Source organism: Pedobacter sp. UC225_61 (assembly GCF_044452285.1).
In the GTDB taxonomy this organism is placed as follows: Bacteria; Bacteroidota; Bacteroidia; order Sphingobacteriales; family Sphingobacteriaceae; genus Pedobacter.
Genome location: NZ_JBIOAL010000001.1, coordinates 893,821 through 915,439 on the forward strand (window position 1 = coordinate 893,821; position 21,619 = coordinate 915,439).

The 21,619-nt window shown below is 37.5% G+C and carries 21 protein-coding genes; 12 read left to right on the forward strand and 9 right to left on the reverse strand.

Features of this window, described 5'->3' with window-relative positions; genetic code table 11:
- Window positions 1-35: 35 nt before the first annotated feature.
- Both ACHMWN_RS04330 and ACHMWN_RS04335 read left to right on the forward strand, forming a co-directional pair.
- Entirely contained in the window at window positions 36-599 is a 564-nt protein-coding gene (locus tag ACHMWN_RS04330; RefSeq protein WP_397298024.1) for a hypothetical protein, read from the forward strand.
- Between the two features lie 216 nt (window positions 600-815).
- On the forward strand, window positions 816-2,981 hold the full coding sequence (locus ACHMWN_RS04335; protein ID WP_397298026.1) for a hypothetical protein: 2,166 nt from the start codon (window positions 816-818) through the stop codon (window positions 2,979-2,981).
- A 76-nt stretch (window positions 2,982-3,057) separates the two neighbouring features.
- Here ACHMWN_RS04335 and ACHMWN_RS04340 read toward each other — a convergent pair whose 3' ends face one another.
- Complete coding sequence (locus ACHMWN_RS04340; protein ID WP_397298028.1) at window positions 3,058-3,537, reverse strand: hypothetical protein; 480 nt, start codon at window positions 3,535-3,537, stop codon at window positions 3,058-3,060.
- Window positions 3,538-3,770: 233 nt separating this feature from the next.
- Between ACHMWN_RS04340 and adhP the strand changes: the two genes are divergently transcribed.
- Genes adhP through ACHMWN_RS04355 form a run of 3 tightly spaced genes read left to right on the forward strand, consistent with a single transcriptional unit; the run spans window position 3,771 to window position 6,326 of the window.
- Complete coding sequence (gene adhP / locus ACHMWN_RS04345; RefSeq protein ID WP_397298030.1) at window positions 3,771-4,847, forward strand: alcohol dehydrogenase AdhP; 1,077 nt, start codon at window positions 3,771-3,773, stop codon at window positions 4,845-4,847.
- A gap of 11 nt (window positions 4,848-4,858) precedes the next feature.
- Window positions 4,859-5,722, forward strand: coding sequence for a universal stress protein (locus tag ACHMWN_RS04350; RefSeq protein WP_397298031.1), 864 nt, complete (start codon window positions 4,859-4,861; stop codon window positions 5,720-5,722).
- 4 nt (window positions 5,723-5,726) lie between these two features.
- Window positions 5,727-6,326, forward strand: coding sequence for an HdeD family acid-resistance protein (locus ACHMWN_RS04355; RefSeq protein ID WP_397298032.1), 600 nt, complete (start codon window positions 5,727-5,729; stop codon window positions 6,324-6,326).
- Window positions 6,327-6,470: 144 nt separating this feature from the next.
- On the opposite strand, the gene ACHMWN_RS04360 is transcribed toward ACHMWN_RS04355, so the two are convergent.
- From ACHMWN_RS04360 to ACHMWN_RS04385, 6 genes are read right to left on the reverse strand one after another with little or no spacing between them, the layout of a single operon-like run.
- On the reverse strand, window positions 6,471-7,208 hold the full coding sequence (locus tag ACHMWN_RS04360) for a sulfite exporter TauE/SafE family protein (RefSeq protein WP_397298033.1): 738 nt from the start codon (window positions 7,206-7,208) through the stop codon (window positions 6,471-6,473).
- 2 nt (window positions 7,209-7,210) lie between these two features.
- A complete protein-coding gene (locus tag ACHMWN_RS04365; RefSeq protein ID WP_397298034.1) occupies window positions 7,211-7,990 on the reverse strand; it encodes a TIGR00730 family Rossman fold protein in 780 nt (259 codons plus the stop codon).
- Between the two features lie 3 nt (window positions 7,991-7,993).
- Window positions 7,994-8,761 carry a DUF6920 family protein gene (locus ACHMWN_RS04370; protein WP_397298035.1) on the reverse strand — a complete coding sequence of 256 codons (768 nt, stop codon included), beginning with the start codon at window positions 8,759-8,761 and terminating at the stop codon, window positions 7,994-7,996.
- Between the two features lie 10 nt (window positions 8,762-8,771).
- Complete coding sequence (locus ACHMWN_RS04375) at window positions 8,772-9,632, reverse strand: universal stress protein (RefSeq protein WP_397298037.1); 861 nt, start codon at window positions 9,630-9,632, stop codon at window positions 8,772-8,774.
- A gap of 12 nt (window positions 9,633-9,644) precedes the next feature.
- Window positions 9,645-10,517 (reverse strand): universal stress protein, encoded by an 873-nt coding sequence (locus ACHMWN_RS04380; protein WP_397298038.1) that lies wholly within the window; start codon window positions 10,515-10,517, stop codon window positions 9,645-9,647.
- A gap of 9 nt (window positions 10,518-10,526) precedes the next feature.
- A complete protein-coding gene (locus ACHMWN_RS04385) occupies window positions 10,527-12,020 on the reverse strand; it encodes a L,D-transpeptidase family protein (protein ID WP_397298039.1) in 1,494 nt (497 codons plus the stop codon).
- 225 nt (window positions 12,021-12,245) lie between these two features.
- On the opposite strand from ACHMWN_RS04385, the gene ACHMWN_RS04390 reads away from it, so the two are divergent.
- The 3 genes from ACHMWN_RS04390 to ACHMWN_RS04400 are packed head-to-tail and all read left to right on the forward strand — an operon-like array spanning window position 12,246 to window position 16,284.
- Window positions 12,246-14,027 (forward strand): hypothetical protein, encoded by a 1,782-nt coding sequence (locus ACHMWN_RS04390; protein ID WP_397298040.1) that lies wholly within the window; start codon window positions 12,246-12,248, stop codon window positions 14,025-14,027.
- 34 nt (window positions 14,028-14,061) lie between these two features.
- Window positions 14,062-15,249, forward strand: a complete 1,188-nt coding sequence (locus tag ACHMWN_RS04395) for an ATP-binding protein (RefSeq protein ID WP_397298041.1) — start codon at window positions 14,062-14,064, stop codon at window positions 15,247-15,249.
- 6 nt (window positions 15,250-15,255) lie between these two features.
- The gene (locus ACHMWN_RS04400) at window positions 15,256-16,284 is read left to right on the forward strand and encodes a response regulator (RefSeq protein ID WP_397298043.1); all 1,029 of its coding nucleotides are present in this window, start codon (window positions 15,256-15,258) and stop codon (window positions 16,282-16,284) included.
- Between the two features lie 4 nt (window positions 16,285-16,288).
- Here ACHMWN_RS04400 and ACHMWN_RS04405 read toward each other — a convergent pair whose 3' ends face one another.
- Both ACHMWN_RS04405 and ACHMWN_RS04410 read right to left on the reverse strand, forming a co-directional pair.
- Window positions 16,289-16,717 carry a hypothetical protein gene (locus ACHMWN_RS04405; RefSeq protein ID WP_397298045.1) on the reverse strand — a complete coding sequence of 143 codons (429 nt, stop codon included), beginning with the start codon at window positions 16,715-16,717 and terminating at the stop codon, window positions 16,289-16,291.
- Window positions 16,714-17,103, reverse strand: coding sequence for a group III truncated hemoglobin (locus ACHMWN_RS04410; protein WP_397298046.1), 390 nt, complete (start codon window positions 17,101-17,103; stop codon window positions 16,714-16,716). The genes ACHMWN_RS04405 and ACHMWN_RS04410 overlap by 4 nt, the downstream gene beginning before the upstream one ends.
- 180 nt (window positions 17,104-17,283) lie before the next feature.
- Between ACHMWN_RS04410 and ACHMWN_RS04415 the strand changes: the two genes are divergently transcribed.
- From ACHMWN_RS04415 to ccoS, 4 genes are read left to right on the forward strand one after another with little or no spacing between them, the layout of a single operon-like run.
- On the forward strand, window positions 17,284-17,706 hold the full coding sequence (locus ACHMWN_RS04415; protein ID WP_397298048.1) for a lactate dehydrogenase: 423 nt from the start codon (window positions 17,284-17,286) through the stop codon (window positions 17,704-17,706).
- A 4-nt stretch (window positions 17,707-17,710) separates the two neighbouring features.
- Window positions 17,711-19,051 (forward strand): oxygen-independent coproporphyrinogen III oxidase, encoded by a 1,341-nt coding sequence (gene hemN / locus ACHMWN_RS04420; RefSeq protein ID WP_397298049.1) that lies wholly within the window; start codon window positions 17,711-17,713, stop codon window positions 19,049-19,051.
- Window positions 19,052-19,053: 2 nt separating this feature from the next.
- The gene (locus tag ACHMWN_RS04425) at window positions 19,054-21,438 is read left to right on the forward strand and encodes a heavy metal translocating P-type ATPase (protein WP_397298050.1); all 2,385 of its coding nucleotides are present in this window, start codon (window positions 19,054-19,056) and stop codon (window positions 21,436-21,438) included.
- Window positions 21,435-21,596 (forward strand): cbb3-type cytochrome oxidase assembly protein CcoS, encoded by a 162-nt coding sequence (gene ccoS / locus ACHMWN_RS04430; RefSeq protein WP_397298052.1) that lies wholly within the window; start codon window positions 21,435-21,437, stop codon window positions 21,594-21,596. The genes ACHMWN_RS04425 and ccoS overlap by 4 nt, the downstream gene beginning before the upstream one ends.
- Window positions 21,597-21,619: the final 23 nt, after the last annotated feature.

Genomic DNA, 21,619 nt, shown 5'->3' on the forward strand with positions numbered 1-21,619 from the left:
TCAATGTAGATTCGCTCAATCAATTTTGAAAGGACATGAAAAATAAAAAAAATGTGGTTTATGCGCTCATCTTAGCGCTAGTTGTAGTGAGCGGACTAGTATTCGCTAATCGTGAAATTAAAAATGAAACTCCTGAGAATTCATCTTTAAAATCATCATCTGTTGCTGACAAAAAATCCCGTTTGATGAATGAAAAGAAAAAATGGGAAGCTTCTCCAGATGGTATAAAGTACAAAACATGGGAGGCTTCTCCTGAAGGTAAAAAGGTACATGCCAGCTACGATAAAATAAAGAAGGACATAAAGGCTTTCACTACTATGGAGGCCGTAGTAACATCTGTTACTTTTCAACGTAACGGGAAATCATCAGGAATAAAATGGCTAATCGTTAGGATTGATGACGAAGAATACATGATGCAATTTACTCCTAAGGAATTTGAGCAGCTAAATGACCTGAAAGTTAACGACAAAATTAGTGTGAGAAGCCACAGCGCAGGATATTCGCCTAATCATCCTTACTTAATGGTATCAGGCGACTATATTGAGCAAAATGGTAAGCTACTTTTTAAACGTGATTTCAGTAAAAATAATCTCTGCTAAGAGTAGCTGCGATAGTCATAAAAAGAGATCGATTCTCATACGGCAACCCACGAACTTCACTCGAATTTCGTGGGTTTTTTCTTTCTCATTAACGTTGTGTACTCAGTTAATGTTCCTTCGCTTTATTTCCAATTGTAGCGTAAAAGTAGTACTAAAATCTAGTATCAAAATTTGTAATTTGCTTCCCAATTCTCTATTGCATAAAAAGAAGTTACGATGAATAAAAAGATAATCCCTGTTTTTGCAGCAGTTGCTGTACTGTTTACCCTATGTAGTTTTGTAGCATCTTATTTAGTTAATGAAAACCAGGAACATAAAATCCATGGAGAGATTATTTACAACCAGAAGAAACATAGCCTAACGTTATCATGGCCATCATTTGGGTCTTCTGGAAATTATGTAATTACTAGAGGAGGAAGTCGTTTGGCTTCAGATTTTGTAGTAGTGGATTCAACTTCTAAATTGACATTTACAGATGCAAAACCAAATGCAGATAAGTACGAAAATTATTATAAAATTACACGTAATGCGATCACCATCATAGTTTCATTAGAGAATCAGATTTTTGGTGACAATATGTATTTCTATGATCGCAAATATGAAACTGTAGCAACTGCTAGAAACGAAATCAATTCGCACTTTAGCACCATTGGTCGAGGAGGCGCAAATGGCGAGTGGACGACAAAGCGTCAAGCCTATTATTTCAAAGCAAATGTGAATGGGCAAACGTACGATTCAGGAGGCTCAGGTTCTGCTTCATCCTCCACTGCTAACGCTATAGAATTAGGATTTTATGCACACATTGGAGGTTTAGGTAAAGTACCTGATGCTGTTAAATTAGGTGCTATCTTCACCAGACCCCACCTTTCGGGCGGAGCTAATGCTACCTGCACTTTTTGGCGTTCTGTAGAAAATGTATCCGTGATGCGAGATTTTGCTTGGACGGTTTCTCAATCTACTAGTGCACGAAGAATGTTGATTGAAAGCACGTCAAAATATATTTCAGATATTGGGACAAGTAACTTTTGGGGAAGCGGTGGTTTTATTGCCGACACGCATTACACATCAATTAGACCAAACTGGGGCGGACAACAGCAATGGTACACCAGAAATACGGTTTTCCCTTCAGGCTCTGGAAAGATGGGCGGCTCTTATAATATGGTTTGGCAAGGGTGTGTCAATCCTCCAAAAGCGGATAGTGTTAATTCTCCCATTGCTACCACACCAATGATTAGAGAAAAACCCTTTCTTTTTATAGATGATGATCATGAATACAAAGTATTTGTTCCAGCATGGCAAAAGGATAGAGTAGGTGTTTCTTGGTCATCAACAGACATGGGTAAAGGCAAAATTCAAGATTTGCTGACCGATTGGTATGTTGCTAAAGAAGGTGATACTGAAGTAGAAATAAATAATGCGTTAAAAGCTGGCAAAAATATATTTTTCACACCCGGACATTACGCATTAAATGCACCTATTCAAGTAAATAGAAAAGATGCAATATTACTAGGTGCTGGTATCGCTTCGGTAACTTTGGAGCCTACCGAGAAAAACACGTGGGGATGTATTTATGCTGACGATAAGGATGGAATTATCATTGCTGGGTTGTTGATGGATTCATTCAATAGTACAACCTATCAAATTAGAGTGGGCGCAGAAGGAGCAAATGAAGATCATACTGCAAACCCGATCTTGCTTACGGATATTACGTGTAGAGTGGGTGGGGTTCAATCAAAAAATATTCAGATTCATGCCTCTATGCAAATTAACAGCAACAACGTAGTTGGCGACCACTTTTGGCTGTGGCGTGCTGACCATGGTACGCAACGTGGAGGAAATGCCCGTTGGACAAGAGATAGATGTAAAAACGGACTTATTGTGACGGGTGATGATGTCACACTGTACGCCCTATTTGTTGAACATTACCAAGAGTATGAAGCGCTATGGTTGGGTGAGCGTGGCAGAACCTATTTTTTACAAAACGAACCTCCATACGATGCACCAACTCAAACAAGTTGGAGCAGTCAAGGAGGCAGAGTTAAAGGTTATGCTGCATTCAAGTTAGCAAACACGGTAAAAGAATATCATGGCATCGGCATGGGCTCTTACGCAGTTTTCACTGGGACAGATGGGAATGTGAATAAGAGTAATGGCTTTGAAATACCTAATCGTGCAACCGTTAAACTTGAAAAGCTGTGTATTACTCGATTTTCTGGTTCAGGCAATATCCAAAATGTAATCAATGGAGTTGGCGGTAGCACAGCAACCGGTGTAAAACGTGTGGCATCTTATAACAATGGCACAGGGATACAACCTTACGATGAAGAGTTTGATTTACCTAATCGTGAATCATATCCTGCTTATATTGTGATGGGCAAATAATATTATTTAATTGTTAGACTAACCTATAACAGCCTTAATCCCTTCCTTAGAATGGATGCATTATTTTGATGAACAATTAATTAAAAAAGTAAACTCCCAACAACAAAAAGAGCATCCCAATCAGTTCTATTTTTGGACGGTTGTGAGTTAAGGGCCGCTCAAAATTAGGTTTCTTTTCGAGATTAATTTGAAAGAGTACTCCTCTTATCACAACAACATCCCATTGTCTAAATTCTCTTCTCCCCAATTGAGCAAATGATTCTTTCACAAAATAATTAATGATTGCAACACTATCCTCCTTTTTTTTAGGGAAACGGAAATCATTTGCAATATATTGATCAAATACCATTGCATCATTCTTTATTTCTTTTTGAGAGCCAATGCTCTTTACTGCATTATAATTGATTTGTTTAGCCAGCGTATCATGCGCACTAGATGTAAGGATTTGATCGTATTTTTTTTCAACGCTGCATGAACTGAGAAGAAATGCTATAGAAAATAAGGTCATTAACTGATTTAAAGTTGTTTTGAGTATCGAAGTTGGGGCTGGATTCATCTAGCGTATATTTTATTGAATTGATACCTCAAATTTCTTGAATTAAATTGCTGTGGGTAATGATATAGGTCATCCGATGGAATGAGATTTATCACATTGAAGTATGTTTAGTGCATCGGAAATTGATTGGTTTTAAGCTGACCAACGTATGTTCAACATCATATCAAAAACTGATGCTCATCACAAATTAAACTTCTCGTAATCAACAAATTTGGATAAGCAATTTATTGATCATGAAAACAATCCCCCCTACCATAAAAAGAACAAAAATGATAATCCCAAAAACAATGAAAGCTGCTGTGCTCCATGAGTTCGGCAAGCCCCTTACCATCGAGCAGGTAGAAGTAAAAATGCCTGGCGAAGATCAGGTCTTAATTAAAGTAGTTAGCAGTGGTGTATGCCATACCGATTTACATGCTTGTATGGGCGATTGGCCCGTAAAACCAAAACTTCCACTTATTCCAGGGCATGAAGCAGTAGGTTATGTAGTTGCCCTTGGAAGAGGTATTGAACATATTAAAGAAGGTGATATTGTAGGCGCACCATGGCTCTTTAGTGCGTGTGGATGCTGTGAGTATTGCATCACGGGTTGGGAAACTCTTTGTGAAAGCCAGAAAAATGGAGGATATAGTGTGGATGGTGGTTATGCAGAATATGTTGTTGCAGATGCAAGATATGTTGCTAGGTTTCCGCAAGGAATAGATTTTCTGGAGATGGCCCCTATCACCTGCGCAGGAGTTACTGTATACAAGGGGTTAAAAGAAACTGAAACAAAGCCAGGAGAGTGGGTAGCGATTTCAGGAATTGGGGGGCTAGGTCATCTTGCGGTTCAGTATGCAAAAGCGATGGGAATGCATGTTGCAGCTATCGATGTTTCGGACGAAAAACTTGCCTTAGCAAAAAAATTGGGCGCAGACCTTACGGTTAATGCACTTGAAAATGACCCAGGCTTGTACTTAAAAAAAGAGACGGGTGGTATGCATGGAGTGTTGGTTACTGCAGTTTCACCAATTGCCTTTAAACAGGCGTTAACAGCGTTGAGAAGAAAAGGAACCATTTCACTAAATGGTCTTCCGCCGGGCAGTTTTGACCTTCCCATCTTTGAAACCGTACTTAACAGATACACCGTTAGAGGTTCAATTGTTGGCACCAGAAAAGATATGCAGGAGGCTATTGGATTTGCAGTAGAAGGAAAAGTTAAGGCTACAGTACACTCTGCAAAACTTGAGGATATTAATGAAGTTCTTGAACAAATGAAGAAAGGAGAAATAGAGGGAAGGATAGTGCTTGAAATCTCCAATCCACAGTAGATGTATCGCATATGAAAACGATTTTAGTTGCAACTGATTTTTCGGTGCCTGCAGAAAATGCAGCTCATTACGCCATTCAATTGGCCAAGCAGATAAAAACTAATGTAACTTTATACAATGCTTTTAAGGTTCCTGCCGATGCGCCTATGGCCGCACAAGTTGCCTGGCCTTTAGTAAATGAGGAAGACATGGAACAAGAATCCGATAGTAACCTTACTCAACTCGTCGAAAAACTAAGTAACAATGCGTGTAATCTTGATACTTTTTGCCCAGAAATCACTTTTGAAAGTGAAAAAGGGGATGTGATCCAAGTGATAAAAGAAGCTGTAAAAAGGAAAAAGATTGATCTGGTAGTGATGGGTATGGCAGGAGCTGGGCAATTGGTTCAATGGGCGCTTGGCAGTAATAGTAAAAAAATGATTGATGAGGCCGATTTCCCCGTGCTTTACGTGCCAAGTGTTGCAACATTCCATGGCATCAAAAGAATTGCGTTTGCGACCAACTTATCAAGTGATGATCTTGCGCCTCTTCAATTCCTTTGTGCATTGGCAAAACCAATAGATGCAGAGATTTTAGTCTACCATATTACAAGCGCAGAATCAAAACGGTTTGAGGAAGTTAAGGGAATAGATCAGGACTTTTATGATAATGTAGTTTCCAAGCTTGACTATAAAAAAATCAAATACGAAAACATATGGCACTCCGATATTCATGAAGGTTTAAGATGGATCAGAAACAATGAGGCAGTTGATATCATTGCAATGGTACATCGTCAACATAGTTTGGTAGACAGACTGGTAAACGGCAGTTACGTGCATAAACTCTCTAGATTCACAAACATGCCACTGCTTATATTCCAGCAGAAAAATAGGTAATGAAATGAAACCCAGAAAATTTAATGTGATAGGTTACGATACCAGGTATTGGTGGCTTTTATTAGGAGGAGGTGTGCTTTTTATTGTCTTGGGAGTCTGGATTATCCTATCCCCAGAAAAATCATACCTTTTCCTTAGTCTTTTATTGGCAATTGGAATGCTGACTACAGGTCTTTTCGAGTCAATCTTTTCGCTTTTCCACATACACAAGATTAAGGATTGGGGATGGATATTTGTTGGAGGACTAGTTGATACTATACTCGGTATATATGTATTTAACTACCCGTTATTGACCATGATCTTGATGCCATTAGTGATTGGGATCTGGATGCTTTTCCGTGGATTTATGACAATCAGTAGCCCTGTTATCTTAAAGGCACTTGGTGTTAAGGATTGGATTTGGCTTATGGTGACCAGCATCTTGCTCATTTTACCATCACTAGTTATATTAATTTATCCATTTTTTGAATTTTTAAACGTTGTCAAATTAACTGGTGTTGCGTTCATACTTTCTGGAGTTTTTAGGGTCTTTTTCTCTCGGCAACTTAGAAAGCTTAAAACAACTTATAGGCAGATCAAAAGAAGAAAAAACCACCTTAACTAGGATCAAAAATTGTGCAACAAATCAGTACGCTTCTTACTTATATTTCAGAGGATATTAGTTAAACGTAGGAGAAACGATTATTCCTAATTCGGATAACCCTTTCGCCAAGTATTGAAAGACCACTCCATTAATTTGGAGCGGTTTCTATTTAAGAATAGGAAATAGACGAATAAATAACTGGATAATTGAAGTTAGCAGAATGACTACAAGCACCATTGTTTTGAACCAGTTCTGTGGTACATGCTTTAAAACTATTTTCCCAAGCCATGTTCCTATAAAACTGATGATCAAAAGAAATGGCAGCATAAACAAAAACTCTTTCCTGACATATCCATTAGCTGCATATACTATTGCCCTGCTCGTATCAACTCCAAGATCAATTAAAGCAGAGGTGGCAATAAATACATTTTTTTCCAGTCCAAAAGCGGTTAAGGCAAGCCCACGTATAGCGCCTCCAGTACCAGCCAGTCCCGCAAGAAAGCCCGATGCCAGACCTCCATTGATTAGGTTTGTATTGGTATCTTTCAATTTTCTATTGGTATTGAAAAGAAGATATAACGCTATAAGAAATATTGCAGCACTCATGATCATTTCAAGTTCAGTTTGCGGTAGAAAATTGGTTATCAAAGCACCAATAATTACTGCAACTATAGCTGGAATACCCATTTTTAGTGCAATTCGTTTATCGATACCGTTTTTGAAAAGATATATTTTGGAAAAGTTGCTGAAGATGTGGAAGATTGCGGTAATTCCTAGGGCAATTTTAAAATCAAAAAATAAAGAAGCGATAGGAATAAAAAGAATGGATGAGCCAAACCCGCTTACCGTACCAATAACTTCTGCTATTAAAGCCAAGAGATAAAAAAGCCAGTATTTTTCCATAATTACTCGCCCAATATGCGCAACCTTCTGAAAGCTTGCCTACGTTTTTCCGCATGTTTAACCATTGCAATAGTTTTAATATGGTGCAAGGTTTCTTCAACTGAATCCGTGAATAGCACAAGATTTAGGTCTTCGCCACCAATCATCTTGGCTTCCAACATAGTAGCAAATAGCGGTTGTAAGGGCTCCCAAAATTTTCTTCCAAAGAGAATAATCGGGAAGTCAAGGATTTTTTTAGTCTGGATTAGGGTAAGCGCCTCAAAGAATTCATCTAAAGTTCCAATACCACCAGGCATAATGATAAAAGCATCCGAATATTTGAACATCAATACCTTTCTTACAAAAAAGTATTTGCAAATAAACCACTTATCTAAGTAAGGATTAGGTTGCTGTTCTTTCGGTAAACGGATATTGCAGCCAATAGATTGACCTAAATTTTCCTTTGCTCCACGATTAGCAGCTTCCATTATACCTGGGCCGCCTCCGGTAATAGTGGTAAAGCCTTGCCCCGCCAAACCAGCACCAATTTTTCTTGCGCTCTCATAATAGGGTGAATCTTCAGTAATTCTTGCGGAACCGAATACAGCCACACATGGACCGAGAAAGTGTAGCACCCTAAATCCTGAAATAAACTCAAACAATACCTTTATGGTAAAAATCAATTCTTTGATACGAGATCTAGGGCCTTCCAAAAATATTTTTTCACTATCTTTTTTCTTCCCTGAAATTTTGTTTTCAACGGCTATTGTCTGATTAGGGTATGTAGTGTCTATCGTATCCATGGCTTAGGGGTTAATGATAATAGTGTTGATTTGCCCTTGGAAGTAGGTAAAGTCTCCTGTTGGGAAATTCCATGTAGCTTTAAATGATGTTGGGAAACTGATCTCGCCATGTCTGGTATAACCACTACACTCTGCTGTCCATTTAACGGGATGAAATTTCCCTTTTTTATCTGTGTAGAAACGATCAGTGGTCTCGAACTTTTCAATTACAAAATTGCTGTTGAAATAAAATATTCCGCTGGCCATTAGTCCATGATAGTTTATTGTTCCTCGAAGCGTATAAGGATTGATTTCTTCCCATTGGATATAAGTTTGTACTGCATAATCAGGGATAATCATGACCTCGGCTAATATAGTAACTAGTTCTGCCTTATCAATTTCTGGGCCTTTAGCATCGGTCATATTAAATAGTTGTGCCATTCTTATCACCATTCCCCCATGTCCATGACGAAAACTGTCAAACGCTTCAAGACCAATTATGCCAAGCATTTTGGTTTTCATATAAACTAACCGGATAGGGTCAGGAAGAAAGTTATGTTGCACACAATCGATATGTTTCCATTGCCCAGTTTTACTAAATTTAAGTGCTGCATTCTTCCATTCAATTTTTGCTTGGTGAATGCTACCAACCGCCATAAAACCAGATTGGATGAGGAAATGCTGTAGCGCAATCGGGAGTTCTTCCAATTTACGTTTGCCTGTGTAAATTCTTTTTACCAAAGCTCGGGCTCTTCTCAACTCCAATGAAAAAAATGTTTTTAAGCTTCCCATCGATGTAATTTTAAGGGTTTGATGGGAAAATTAGTAAGGGTAGTTGTTGATTCCGAATTAGCTTTGCTGTATGACTATTATGAAAAAGTTTCCAGCTAATTGAATGTGGATTATAAATGATTGCAAGCATATCAGCACCAATTGATGTACTAAATTCATTGAGGGTTTTTGCAAGATTTTTGCCTTTAAGGTTGGTGAAAGTAATATTTCCCTGACCCAGCAGAGCAACATGGTGTTCAAACTTAAGCACCATTTCTTCCTCAATAAAATCAGGTACAAAAACTGGCGCTGAAACATGGCATATATGGATGTTAAACTTAAAAATCTTTGCATAACTCCATATCTTATTCAGTACTGCAAAATCACCTGTTCCAAGATTGGAAGCAAATACAAAATCGTTGACTTTAAAATTTATAAATTTTTTTGGCACAATAAGTAGTGGACATGTCAATTGGTGCAGCATTTGATCGAGGTCAACTGCAGAGAAAATTACTGGAAGAGCTGTTTCATGAACACCAATAACCATCATTTGAATATCAAAAGTTTTCGTTAATGATTTAATTGCCTGGCTTACTGTTTCTAGTGTAGCAATTGCCTCTATGGTAATCTTTTGCGCAGACAGAGACTTCGAATCAACAATTCTTCGTAAACGTCTAACTTCTTTTTTAAGTCCATCTTCGCTAGCTGAAGCGATAAGTCCCGAATCAAGGAGTGACCTACCCTCTCCTTCGGCCGCAAAAATTGCAAAAGGTGTCAAGTAAGAATTCACTAGCAGAATGTCAAGTTGCATTTTAACTGCTATTTCAAGTGCTACATTAGCCGCATTACGTGCTGTTTTTGAAAAGTCAGTAAGTAGAATCAGTTTTTTCATGTTTTCTAAGGATTACCATCCAATAGGTGTTTTATTTTCGGGCATAACTAGCAATGGCAAGTGAATTGAGTTTGCCATTTTTTGGGTGTGGCTGCCCTCTAGAATTCTCGAAACAATACTTGGATGGCGGTGAATCATGGATAGGATATCAACTTGTCCATTTTCGCTCAGCCATTTTAGGCCTTTGTCGATATCGGTTTCATTAATATGTCGGTAATAGATTTTGCCATAATTAATATTACATGTTACCCTATTCAAAAATTGACTTGAAGGACTTTTAGGATCATGGAAGTCTGAAGGACGGTCATCGGCATGCACCAAAAGAATTTCAGGATTGTATAAGCAAAACAATCTGGCTAGGTCGTGAATCGAATTTAGGTCGCTTTCTGAAAGATCTGTTGCAAAAGCTATTTTATTTATGGGGTGATACTGAGCTATTGCTGGAACTAAAAGAATTGGTACTGAAGCTTTTTCAATCATTTGTTTGCTAGTACTGCCAAGAAAGAAACGGTCTATTTTGCCCTTACCTTCCATCCCCATTATCACTAGATCAGGTTGTTGGTCTATAATAGCTTGATTGATTACTTGTGTGGTAACGCCAATTGAAGTACTGAAAGTGATATTTGGAAAATAGGGCTGTTGATGTGCTGGATCTTCTTTAAGTTTTAACAAATATTTTTCCATGTCTTCATCTGCCTCTTCTTTCATTTCAGAAAAATCTTCGGCTGGCCAAACCATAAAACCAGGCATGGCGATAAGTTCTGGGGCTTCCAAACCATGAAAGAGATGAATATCTGCATTTATTTTCTTTGCAATTTCTATCGCATAGCTTACTGCATTATCAGAATGCGATGAGTAGTCTATTGGAACAAGTATCTTTTTCATCTGTTTAAATTATTTAATTGTTGTGCTGATTAGTTGTTCAGCTTTATACATTTTGCTTTCTAAAACTTTATCCTGCAAATAGATATCTGCATGCTTAACCAATAGGCCATCTTCAACTGTAATAGTCAGATATGTTATAATAATTGGTAGTGGTGTTTTAAGTGCAAATTTTTGTTTGCTGTAAGTCGACATTGCCTTTTTTAGGTCAATTGTTCGATTTTCTTGTCCATCATTTTGTAATAAAATCGCAGCCAGTTGTTCTGCATTTGAAACCCTGATGCAGCCATGGCTAACGGCCCGTTTATTTTGATTGAAATATTGTTGTTCAGGCGTATCATGTAAGTAGATATCATGAGCATTTGAAAAGCGAAAGACAACTTTTCCAAGTGCATTTTCACAACCAGCGGTTTGCCTTGCATGGTACTTAGTTGGATTTTGTTTGATCTTGGCAATTGTTTGTGCATTTATTGGAACGAAAATCTCTTGCTGGTTGTAAACGGCCATATGATTATTCTCGAAGTATGCGAAATTCTTTTGCGCCCTAGGTAACAGTTCGTTAATGAAAATCTTGTTAGGTATTCTCCAATCAGGTGCCGTCTCGAGATAACTAACTACACTTACAAGCGTAGGAGTTAGTGTTGAGGCTTTTCCAACCACAACTTTATACTCAGCTGTTTTTAAAGGAGTATAATAAGTCAGCTTGAAGGAAGGAATATTTACATGTAGGTAACTGCTATTTTCCATACTTATCCAGCGTAGACGTTCCATATTAATAGCAATTGTTCTTATCTCCTGTTCTGGTGTTTCATAAGAATCACAGGTATATTGGCCCATAATGAGTTTCATATAACCTTGCAATTGTTTGTACTGATCAATCTTAGGTTGTACAGTAAGGATTGCCTCCCTTAAATTAGGACTATTGGTTGCTTCATGAAGAAAAACATCTGCCTGTAGACCCTCTTTTACGCCTTTATCTATTGATGACCTGCTTAATGTTGGATTGAATGCTCCATAATGGAGATTATTAATTACGCTGATCATTGCATCTGTAAGCATCAATTCAAACTCTATTTTTTGTACAGCCGATAGCTGAGTATTTGCACTGAATAGGCTATGCATCTTGTCGTATGTTAAAACATTTGGATGATAATCCCGTGGTTGTAACCCGTATTGCTTTACGCAATCAAGCAAGAGCATGGCCATCACTGTAGGTCCTGAGTTTTCTTCAGACCTTAGCCAGTTTGTTTCCATTTTGCTTTGTTCATAAAAGCGTTTTACCGTATTGGGAAAATTTAATCGCTGGATTATTGCTGGATTATTGAGATGTATGCTCAATTGGTAATTCAATGAATCTTTACCAAGGGAAGATGTCCTCTCCAATGATTTTGCGCCAACTGTTAAATGAAAAGCAAGCTGTAAGAATAAGATAACTACGCCGATAATGAGAATCGTTTTGGTATCATCTTTCTTTGGAGTAGTTAAAGCCCTATACTGTGGTTTCATATTATTCGGTTTTGATAATGTAAAGTTCAGAAAGGTGGAACTTTGAAATACTGATTTCGGTCACTTCTAAAAGTGATATCATGCAATCACTCGCATAGCCTAAATGTTTGTCCTTGCTAACATTTTAGCTAAAAAAGTGACCAACATCATATTTTTAGCTGATGAAAGCATTCCGTTGATTTGAGCATGGCTGATATTTTTGGCACATCATAACAACACAATAACATGGCACATAAATTTCACATCCCCGTTCTAGGGCTTGGTTTTTCAATCGACAGCCCACTTAAGGTAGCTATATATGGTATTTCATCGGTAGTTTCTATTGTAGATGATGAACTAATCGAACGCATGAGAGAATACCATACCAAGCTGCGTGGTGAGGTCTTTACGCCAATTTTAAAACAGAGTTTTGATAAACGAGCCAGAAGGATAACCTGTTACCTCAACATGATGCTGCGGATGGTTACAAAAGATTTCGAAGAGTTAAAGCAACTACCCTTTGAAAGTGGGAATGATCTGTGCAGATATTTTGAACTCCTACCCGATGATTCGCAATTGAAGCATGGATATGAATTAATGATGGATTATCCAGATGGAGAGCGTAAAACTATTTTCCAGAATATTTTGCGGAATCGAATGGAGATGGGATCGATAGATGTAAATATCATGTCTAAAGTGGATCGTGTTAACCACGAAAATGGAGCGGGCGTTACAGGAGATGAAGAAAGCGATGCACTTACAGCCCTACGTGGATTTGCCAATAGCAGATTAAATTCATCTTTGATACTCTCTGCGGGAATGAACCCAAGATTGTATAGTTATATTGAACAATTTAACGATTTTTTCCCCGACGAAAATAATATCATTCAAAAGAAAATCATTCTAAAAGTAAGTGATTTTAGATCAGCATTTATCCAAGCTAAATTCTTGGCAAAAAAAGGAATTTGGGTTTCAGAGTTTAGAGTAGAAAGTGGGCTAAACTGTGGAGGTCATGCATTCGCTACAGCAGGATATCTGTTGGGACCAATATTAGAAGAGTTCAAGCAGAACAAACATCAAATGAAGGAAGATCTCTTTTCATTATACACTACTGGCTTAAAAGAGAAAGGAATAAGTATTGATGATTTGCCAAATCAGCGGATTAGCGTACAGGGGGGCATTGGGACTGCGGCTGAAAATGATTTCTTAATCAAACATTATCAACTTGATTCTACAGGTTGGGGAAGTCCTTTTCTATTAGTACCAGAGGTGACCAATGTAGATGAATCCACATTACAACAACTTACAAATGCAAATGAAGATTCGTATTACCTAAGTAATTCTTCACCACTTGGTGTACTGTTTAATAATTTTAAGAACAGTGGAATCGATAAGGAACGTTTGGACAGGATCAAAAAAGGAAAGCCGGGCAGTCCATGCAAAAAGAAATACTTGTGTACCAATACAGAGTTTACCGAATTACCAATCTGTACTGCATCAAGGGAATATCAACATTTGAAGATAAACGATTTAAAAACTAAAGGATTGCCTATTTCAGCATTTGAAAAAGAGTTAGAAAAGGTGACAGAGAAAGTATGTCTTTGTGAAGGTCTTTGTAGTTCAACGTATCAAAAGATAGGCATACTGAAACCAAAGGAAAGTAAAGCAGTTGCAATATGCCCAGGCCCTAACCTTGCTTACTTTTCGAGAGTGTATTCTTTGGATGAAATGGTTGGACACATTTATGGTAGAGAAAATCTATTAGAGAAGGTGCAACGTCCAAATGTGTTAATTAAAGAACTAGACCTTTATGTCAATTACCTAAATACAGAAATCAAGATGATGATGGACGATTTTACGGAAAAGAAATGTGCCCAATTAGCCAAATTCAAAATCCAGCTTTTAGCTGGCATTGATTATTATAAGTCCTTGTTTACTCAATTTCCTGAGAGTGTAACTTTTTTTAAAGACAGATTTTACAGCCCATTGCTTTCTGCAGAATCTGCATTGAACAAATTATTCATCTAATATTTTTAAGCTATATTTGATGGAATACTCAACTATGGAAAGAGAAAAATTATTGATTGCTATAATCGAAAATGCAATCGATGGTATCATTACAATTGATGATCGTGGCCTGATAGAAAATATTAATCCAGCGGCATTAGAACTGTTCGGCTACCCTAGCAGAGATGTACTGCTTGGTAAAAATGTTTCCGTGTTGATGCCTGAACCAGATAAAAGCAAGCATGATAGTTATTTAGCCAATTATGAAAACACAGGAAAGAAGAAAATCATTGGTATTGGCCGTGAAGTTACTGGCCAGCGTAAAGATGGAAGTATTTTCCCCTTTAGATTAGGTGTAAGCGAAATTAAGTTTAGTGATCGTAGAATATACACTGGTTTTATACATGACCTGAGCAGGCAAAAGGAAGACGAAATCAAGATAAAAAGTTATACAGAAGAACTAGAAGAAAAAATTAAAGAGCGTACACGCGAACTGATGAAATCCATCAACGAGCTTGAATCTGCAAAAGAGCATATGAGCGCCCTCTTCCAAAAAGAAAGAGAGTTGAACCAGTTAAAAACAAGATTTGTTTCTATGGCTTCTCATGAGTTCCGTACGCCATTGAGTTCAATACAACTATCCGCATCGTTAATTAATAAATATGTTGAAAAACACGATGTAGAAAGTGTTGAAAAACACACTTCCAAAATTAAAAATTCTATAAATAACCTAACGACTATTCTCAATGATTTTCTTTCTTTAGAAAAACTGGAAGCAGGAAAAGTGGAGGCTAATGCACAATGGTTTGATATTTTTTCTTTCTCAGAAGAAATTGCGGAAGAGATGCAGTTGATGACTAAGCAAAAACAGACCATCGTATACGAGCATAAAGGCACAACTGGACAGGTATTTTTGGATCAAAATTTATTGAAGAATTGTATCATTAATCTCATTTCCAATGCAATCAAATATTCAGGAGAGGACACCATGATTCAGTTTAATAGTATCGTTAAAGAGCATGAACTTATAATCGATATTAAAGATAATGGTATTGGCATTCCAAAATCGGAAATGAATAATCTCTTTGAGCCCTTTTTTAGAGCACATAACACTGGTGATATTCCAGGAACAGGTCTTGGGTTGAACATAGTAAAACGTTACGTTGGTCTAATGAATGGCACATGTACCTGTGAAAGCGAACAAAATAGCGGAACTACTTTTAGGCTTCATTTTAAATTTTAATATAGTATGAAAAAAGCACTAATCATTGAGGATAGTGATGATATCAGAGAAGGAATTGCAGAAATGTTGGACTTGGCAGGCTATGAAACTTTTGCTGCCAAGAATGGCAAGATAGGCGTTGATCTAGCGATAAAACATTTGCCAGATATTATTCTTTGTGATATCATGATGCCAGAACTTGATGGTTATGGCGTACTTTATCTATTGCAGAAGAATACCCAAACAGCGAATATCCCTTTCATATTTATGACCGCTAAAGCAGAACGTGCTGATATGCGCAAAGGAATGGAAATGGGAGCAGACGACTACCTAACTAAACCTTTTGATGATGTTGAACTTTTCAATGCGATAGAAAGCAGACTAAAGAAACGCAGCAAGCCAGTTGGTTTTAGATCTGCTGGAGGTGATAGCGCTTCTCTTTTCGAGTCGATGAAGGCCAAAGGGAAAACTAGGTCTTTTGCTAGTAAACAGATTATCTACGTAGAGCAGGATGAACCAGCGCATCTTTATTATGTAAAAAAAGGACAAGTAAAGACTTATAAACGAGCTAAAGATGGACGTGAGCTTTCTTCCACTTTATATAGCGAAGGCGATTTTTTTGGTTACGAAAGTTTATGCAGATCAGCCCTGTATGCTGAAAATGCTGCAACATTAAGTGATTCAGAACTTACGCTAATTGCCAAAGCTGATTTTATGGAATATCTACTCAACCATCAGGAAATTGCGAACGCATTCCTAGGGCTACTTTCTGGTAGTGTACAAGAGAAAGAAGAGCAGATGCTTCGACTGGCCTATTTTTCGGTACGTAAACGTGTTGCTGATGCATTGGTACAGGTAGCAGCTAAATTCGGGCAACCGGATTCAGATACTTGTACACTAAAAATTTCTCGCGATGACCTCGCTGCCTTAGTAGGCACCGCTAGCGAAACGGTAAGCAGGATGTTAGCAGATTTTAAGGACGAAAAACTCATCGAGAAAAGCGGTAATGCCATCCAAATTCTTTCCATAGAAAAACTGAAGAATGTAAAACAATAGTTGTTTAACTTTTCCTTTTCAATAAAGAGATTGCGATTGTAATAAGTGTAATCATTTTTAGACCTTCGGCAGCGACATAGTAAAAATGTAGATTGCTTGGCGGCACAGTGTCACCAGTAATATACAGTTCAGCACGTGCATCAAGTGCTGGCAACAACCAAATAGTTTGCACAATAAGAATTCCAGCAGCAAATAGTAGGAACATTTCTACTGATTTCCATTTGGCTTTAAATTGAACAAGAGAAATGAAAGCAATTAAAAATGCTACCCATTCCATTTTATTTAATGCCGCAAATACTAAGCGTCCAATTCCGAGTCCTATAGGTAGAGTTACGCCAGGCGCCTTGAATTTTAACCATGCTTCCATAAAGCTAATGGCACCTACAAAGCCAATCCATATGCATATAAATCCAAAACCTATACTTTTCTTCATATCAATGCGGTTCTAGTTGCTCCGTTGTAAAATTCAATTTTTGCTAGGAACATTGCCGCCATAGCCTCTCCTCTCCACTTTGCTTCATTAGCTTTAATCCCTTGGAAATACAAATTTATGGTTTCTTTCCAAATAGCTAACCAACGGTCAAAATGTTGACCAGTTAACGGCATTGTTGCATGTGGCAGAAAAGGGCTTCCGCTATAGGTATGCTGTTCAAGAAGCACAGTTTCCCAAAACCGATACATCTTTTCCAAATGTTTTGGCCAATCACCAATCTTAGCCGCAAATAAATCTCCTAAAAGCACGTCTTTTTGTATTTTTTCATAAAAAGCGGCGACTAATTGTTGTATGTCCTGAATATTTTCGATGTCTTTTTTTCTCATGTTCAAAGTTTCCCTATTTATGCCTTTTACCATCTGACTGACATCACTTTTTGAAGTGATTATGCGCAAATTTTCTCTAGTCCCAAATTCTTTCGTGACTAAAATCATTTTTTCTTCTAACCTATCTCACGGGTTACCCAATCTACACTTGATAGTTTTGTGAGTAGAAAAAATATGCATATGAAAGCTATCGCTTATAATATCAACACCAAAGAAAAAGAATGGCTTATTCTCGCCAACTATAAAAAGCACGATATAACCATCATAGCCAACAGTCTAACACTGGATACATTGAATTTTGCTGCTGGCAAGGAAGCGTTAATCGTATTTAATAAGGATCTGATAGATGCACCGTTAATTGAAGGCCTAAAAGCAGTTGGCATCAAATACATTGCTAGTTCTACATTTGGATTTGATCATATTGATTTAGAAGCAGCAAGATTGGCCGGTCTTAAAATCGCCAATATTCCTTTTAAAGATGGAGGAGCATTGGAAAACATGAATCAGGTCATCACTAATCTAGATAATTGGTCTGCAGGAAAATGCGTTGGTGATGCTTGTTGTTGCCAAAAGGATTGTGCCATCAAAATAGAAACGCATTAATGATATGGATACATCAACATTACTTAAAAAGTATGCTATAGCTGCGCCTCGTTATACAAGTTATCCAACAGTTCCTTATTGGGAAGCAGAATCTTTTACAATTGAGAAATGGAGTGAATCATTAATTAATGCTTATAAAGCTCATAAAAATCAGGGTATAAGTCTTTATATTCATCTTCCGTTTTGCGAAAGCCTTTGTACCTACTGTGGTTGTAACACACGAATTACCAAAAATCATGGTGTTGAAGTACCATATATTGACTCATTGGTTAAAGAATGGCGCATGTACTGCGATTTGCTAGGCGAAACCCCTAAAACTAAAGAATTGCACCTTGGGGGTGGAACACCAACTTTTTTTAGTCCAGAAAACTTACAAAAACTCATTACTTCCATTTTGGAAAATTTTGATGAGGAGACTACCTGCTCTTTTGAAGGGCATCCAGATAATACCACATTTGAGCACCTTCAAACCCTTGCGCAACTTAAATTTAAGCGTATGAGTTTGGGCATACAGGATTTTGACCCTAAGGTTCAAATGATGATTAATCGATTTCAAACTCCTGAGCAAGTAGTTAGCATTATGCAAAAAGCTAGAGAACTGGGATATGATTCCATCAATTTTGACTTGATTTATGGGCTGCCAGGGCAAACACTAGGAGGACTGGGGCAAACCATGAATGAAGTGCTCGTTATGCAACCAGAGCGCATTGCTTTTTATAGTTATGCACACGTGCCATGGATGAAACCTGGGCAACGTCACTACTCGGAAAAGGATATTCCTCAAGGTGACGAAAAATTTGCTCTTTATCAACTTGGAAGAAATATGTTGATTAATGCTGGTTACGAGGAAATTGGCATGGATCATTTTGCACTGAAGAAAGATAGTTTGTATAAAGCAACCGAGAATCACCAACTGTATCGCAATTTTATGGGCTACACCGATAAACGTACGGATGTATTAATTGGCTTGGGTGTTTCAGCTATAAGTGATTGTCAGACTGCTTTTTCTCAGAATAGTAAAACTGTAGAAGAATATCTTGAAAAGACAAATAAAGGAAATTTTCCTATATACAGAGGTCATATTTTAACAGATAAAGACCTTGATATCCGCCAGCATATTCTTAACATGATGTGCAAAGGGGCTACGTGTTTTAGTATAGCTATACCAAATTCGGTTCGTGAAAGGTTAGCGCCTTTAGTAGCTGATCACTTAGTAGAACTCGATGGCCCTCAAGTGCAGATCACAAAAAACGGTATGGCCTTTTTAAGAAATGTATGCATGGCTTTTGATGAACGTCTATGGCAAAAAGAGCCCAGCTCAAGTTTATTCAGTCAATCCGTTTAAAAATGATAGAACAGCAAAAAACTCTGAATACCAGTATATGCTATCACTGCGGGGAAGACGTGGTGGGAACAGACCGCATACTAGAAGATAAACATTTTTGCTGCGCAGGATGCCTGGGTGTTTACCAAATTTTGTCTTCCAATAACCTTTGTGCCTATTATGCTTATAATGATACCCCGGGCAAAAGATCCACAAGCAAAAGTCATCTGGAATATTTAGATGAGCCAAACATCATTAAACAGCTGATCGATTATCAAGATGATAAAAGTACTATCGTTACGTTTTATGTACCTGCTATACATTGTAGTTCATGTATATGGTTATTAGAACATTTGTACAAAATCAATCCTGCAATCTTTAGCTCACGAATTGATTTTTTAAAAAAGCAGGTTACCATTAGTTTTAAAAACAAAGAAATAAGCTTAAGAAATTTAGTGGAGACTTTGGTAGAAATTGGTTACGAACCTGCCATCAACCTGCAAGATGTAGTAAAAGAAAAAAGCCATTCGGTAAACAAAAGTCTCATCTTAAAAATTGCAGTAGCTGGTTTTTGTATGGGTAATGTAATGCTCTTTAGTTTTCCAGAATATTTTGGGCTTTCTGGTTTGGAGAGTAAATTTCAGGTCTTATTCGGTTGGCTAAATCTTGCCCTTTCCATTCCAGTTGTTTTTTATTGTGGTCGAGAATATTTTACTTCTGCTTGGAACAGCTTAAAACATAAACATGTTAACTTAGATACGCCATTGGCACTAATTATTGCTGTACTTTTCTTACGCACTACTTATTCCGTGGTTTTAAACACTGGACCAGGGTTTGCAGATACCTTGACAGGTTTAGTATTTTTGTTATTGATGGGAAAGTGGGTAAAACAACGTACTTATCATCACATTTCTTTTGATAGAGATTATCGCTCTTACTTTCCTATCGCTATTACAACGCTTTTAAATGGGAAAGAAAAACCGAAGGCAATTAATGAACTAACAATTGGCGATCGTCTTTGGATTAGGAATGGTGAACTCATCCCTGCAGATTCCATTCTGATGAAAGGAAATGCCTGGCTCGACATGAGTTTCGTTACTGGTGAAACTGAACCTCAACAAAAAGTATTAGGAGAAATTGTTTATGCAGGAGGCAGACAAATGGGTGAAGGTGTGGAACTAGAAGTTGTAAAAGTGCCATCACAAAGTTACTTAACTGGATTATGGAACAAAGAGCATTATTCTAATGGTTTTAAACAGCATTTTAATGATAGTGTAGCCAAATATTTCAGCATTGCCGTGTTTGTAATTGCTTTTGTAGCTATGGGTTATTGGTTTTTTGAAGGTAACAGCGGTAAGGCTTGGGCTGCATTTACAGCTGTGATTATAGTGGCCTGTCCATGTGTGCTTGCATTAAGCACTCCATTTACCTTATCGGCTATTTTAGCTGTATTTGATAAAAAAGGATTTTATGTGAAAAACACCGATGCTGTAGAAGATTTAGCTACCTGTAATTCCATTGTTTTTGATAAGACAGGAACCTTAACCACTACTGAAGGTGCCAAATTATCCTTTACCGGAACGCTTAGTGATGAAGAACATAAACTTGTCGTTTCATTACTTACAAATTCTTCGCACCCATTAAGCAGGCAAATCTTAAAAAGCTTAGGTTATGGTGGTTTTTATCCTATATCAAAATACAATGAAATCCCAGGAAAAGGAATTCGTGGATTAATAAATAATCAAATGGTTTATGCTGGCAACCAATCTATTTTGCCATTTAATATCAAAGCCGAACAACACAGCGGAGTGCATATTGTGATCAATAGTTCTTACAAAGGCACTTTTGTAGTTGAGCAGCAGTGGCGAGAAGGATTAACAGATTTGGTTTCGACGCTTAAAGAAGAGTTTAGCCTAACTGTATTGTCTGGAGATACTGATAAAGACAGGAGAGCATTACAAAATATTTTCCCTCAAGATGTAAGTATCGGTTTTGAACAAAGTCCGCACGATAAACTCGAAGCCATTTTAAACAAGCAGAAAAATGGAGAAAAAGTGATGATGCTTGGCGATGGGCTAAATGATGCTGGAGCTTTAAAGCAAAGCGATTTTGGTATTGCCATTACCGATAACGTCAATAACTTTACCCCAGGCTGCGATGCCATATTAAAAGGAAGCTCTCTCAATCATTTACCCAACTTTTATAAATTAAGCAAAGATGGGCTAAAGGTCATTAAAATGAGCTTCGCAATTGCCATTTTCTACAATTGTATTGGGCTATTCTATGCAGTTCAAGGAACCCTTTATCCTCTTGTTGCGGCCATTTTAATGCCTATTAGTACGATCACCATCATCAGTTTCACCTCAATAGCGACCAGATTTTTTGCACGTAAAAATAACCTATTATGAACATACTTTATTTTTTGGTTGGATGCAGTGTAATTATGGCGTTGATTTTTTTAGGGGCATTTGTATGGTCGCTTAAAAATGGACAGCATGATGATGTGGTGACACCAGGAATGCGGGTTCTTTTCGATGACGAGATTGATGAAGAAAGCGAATCATAATAAAAACACGTAAAGTGATAAAG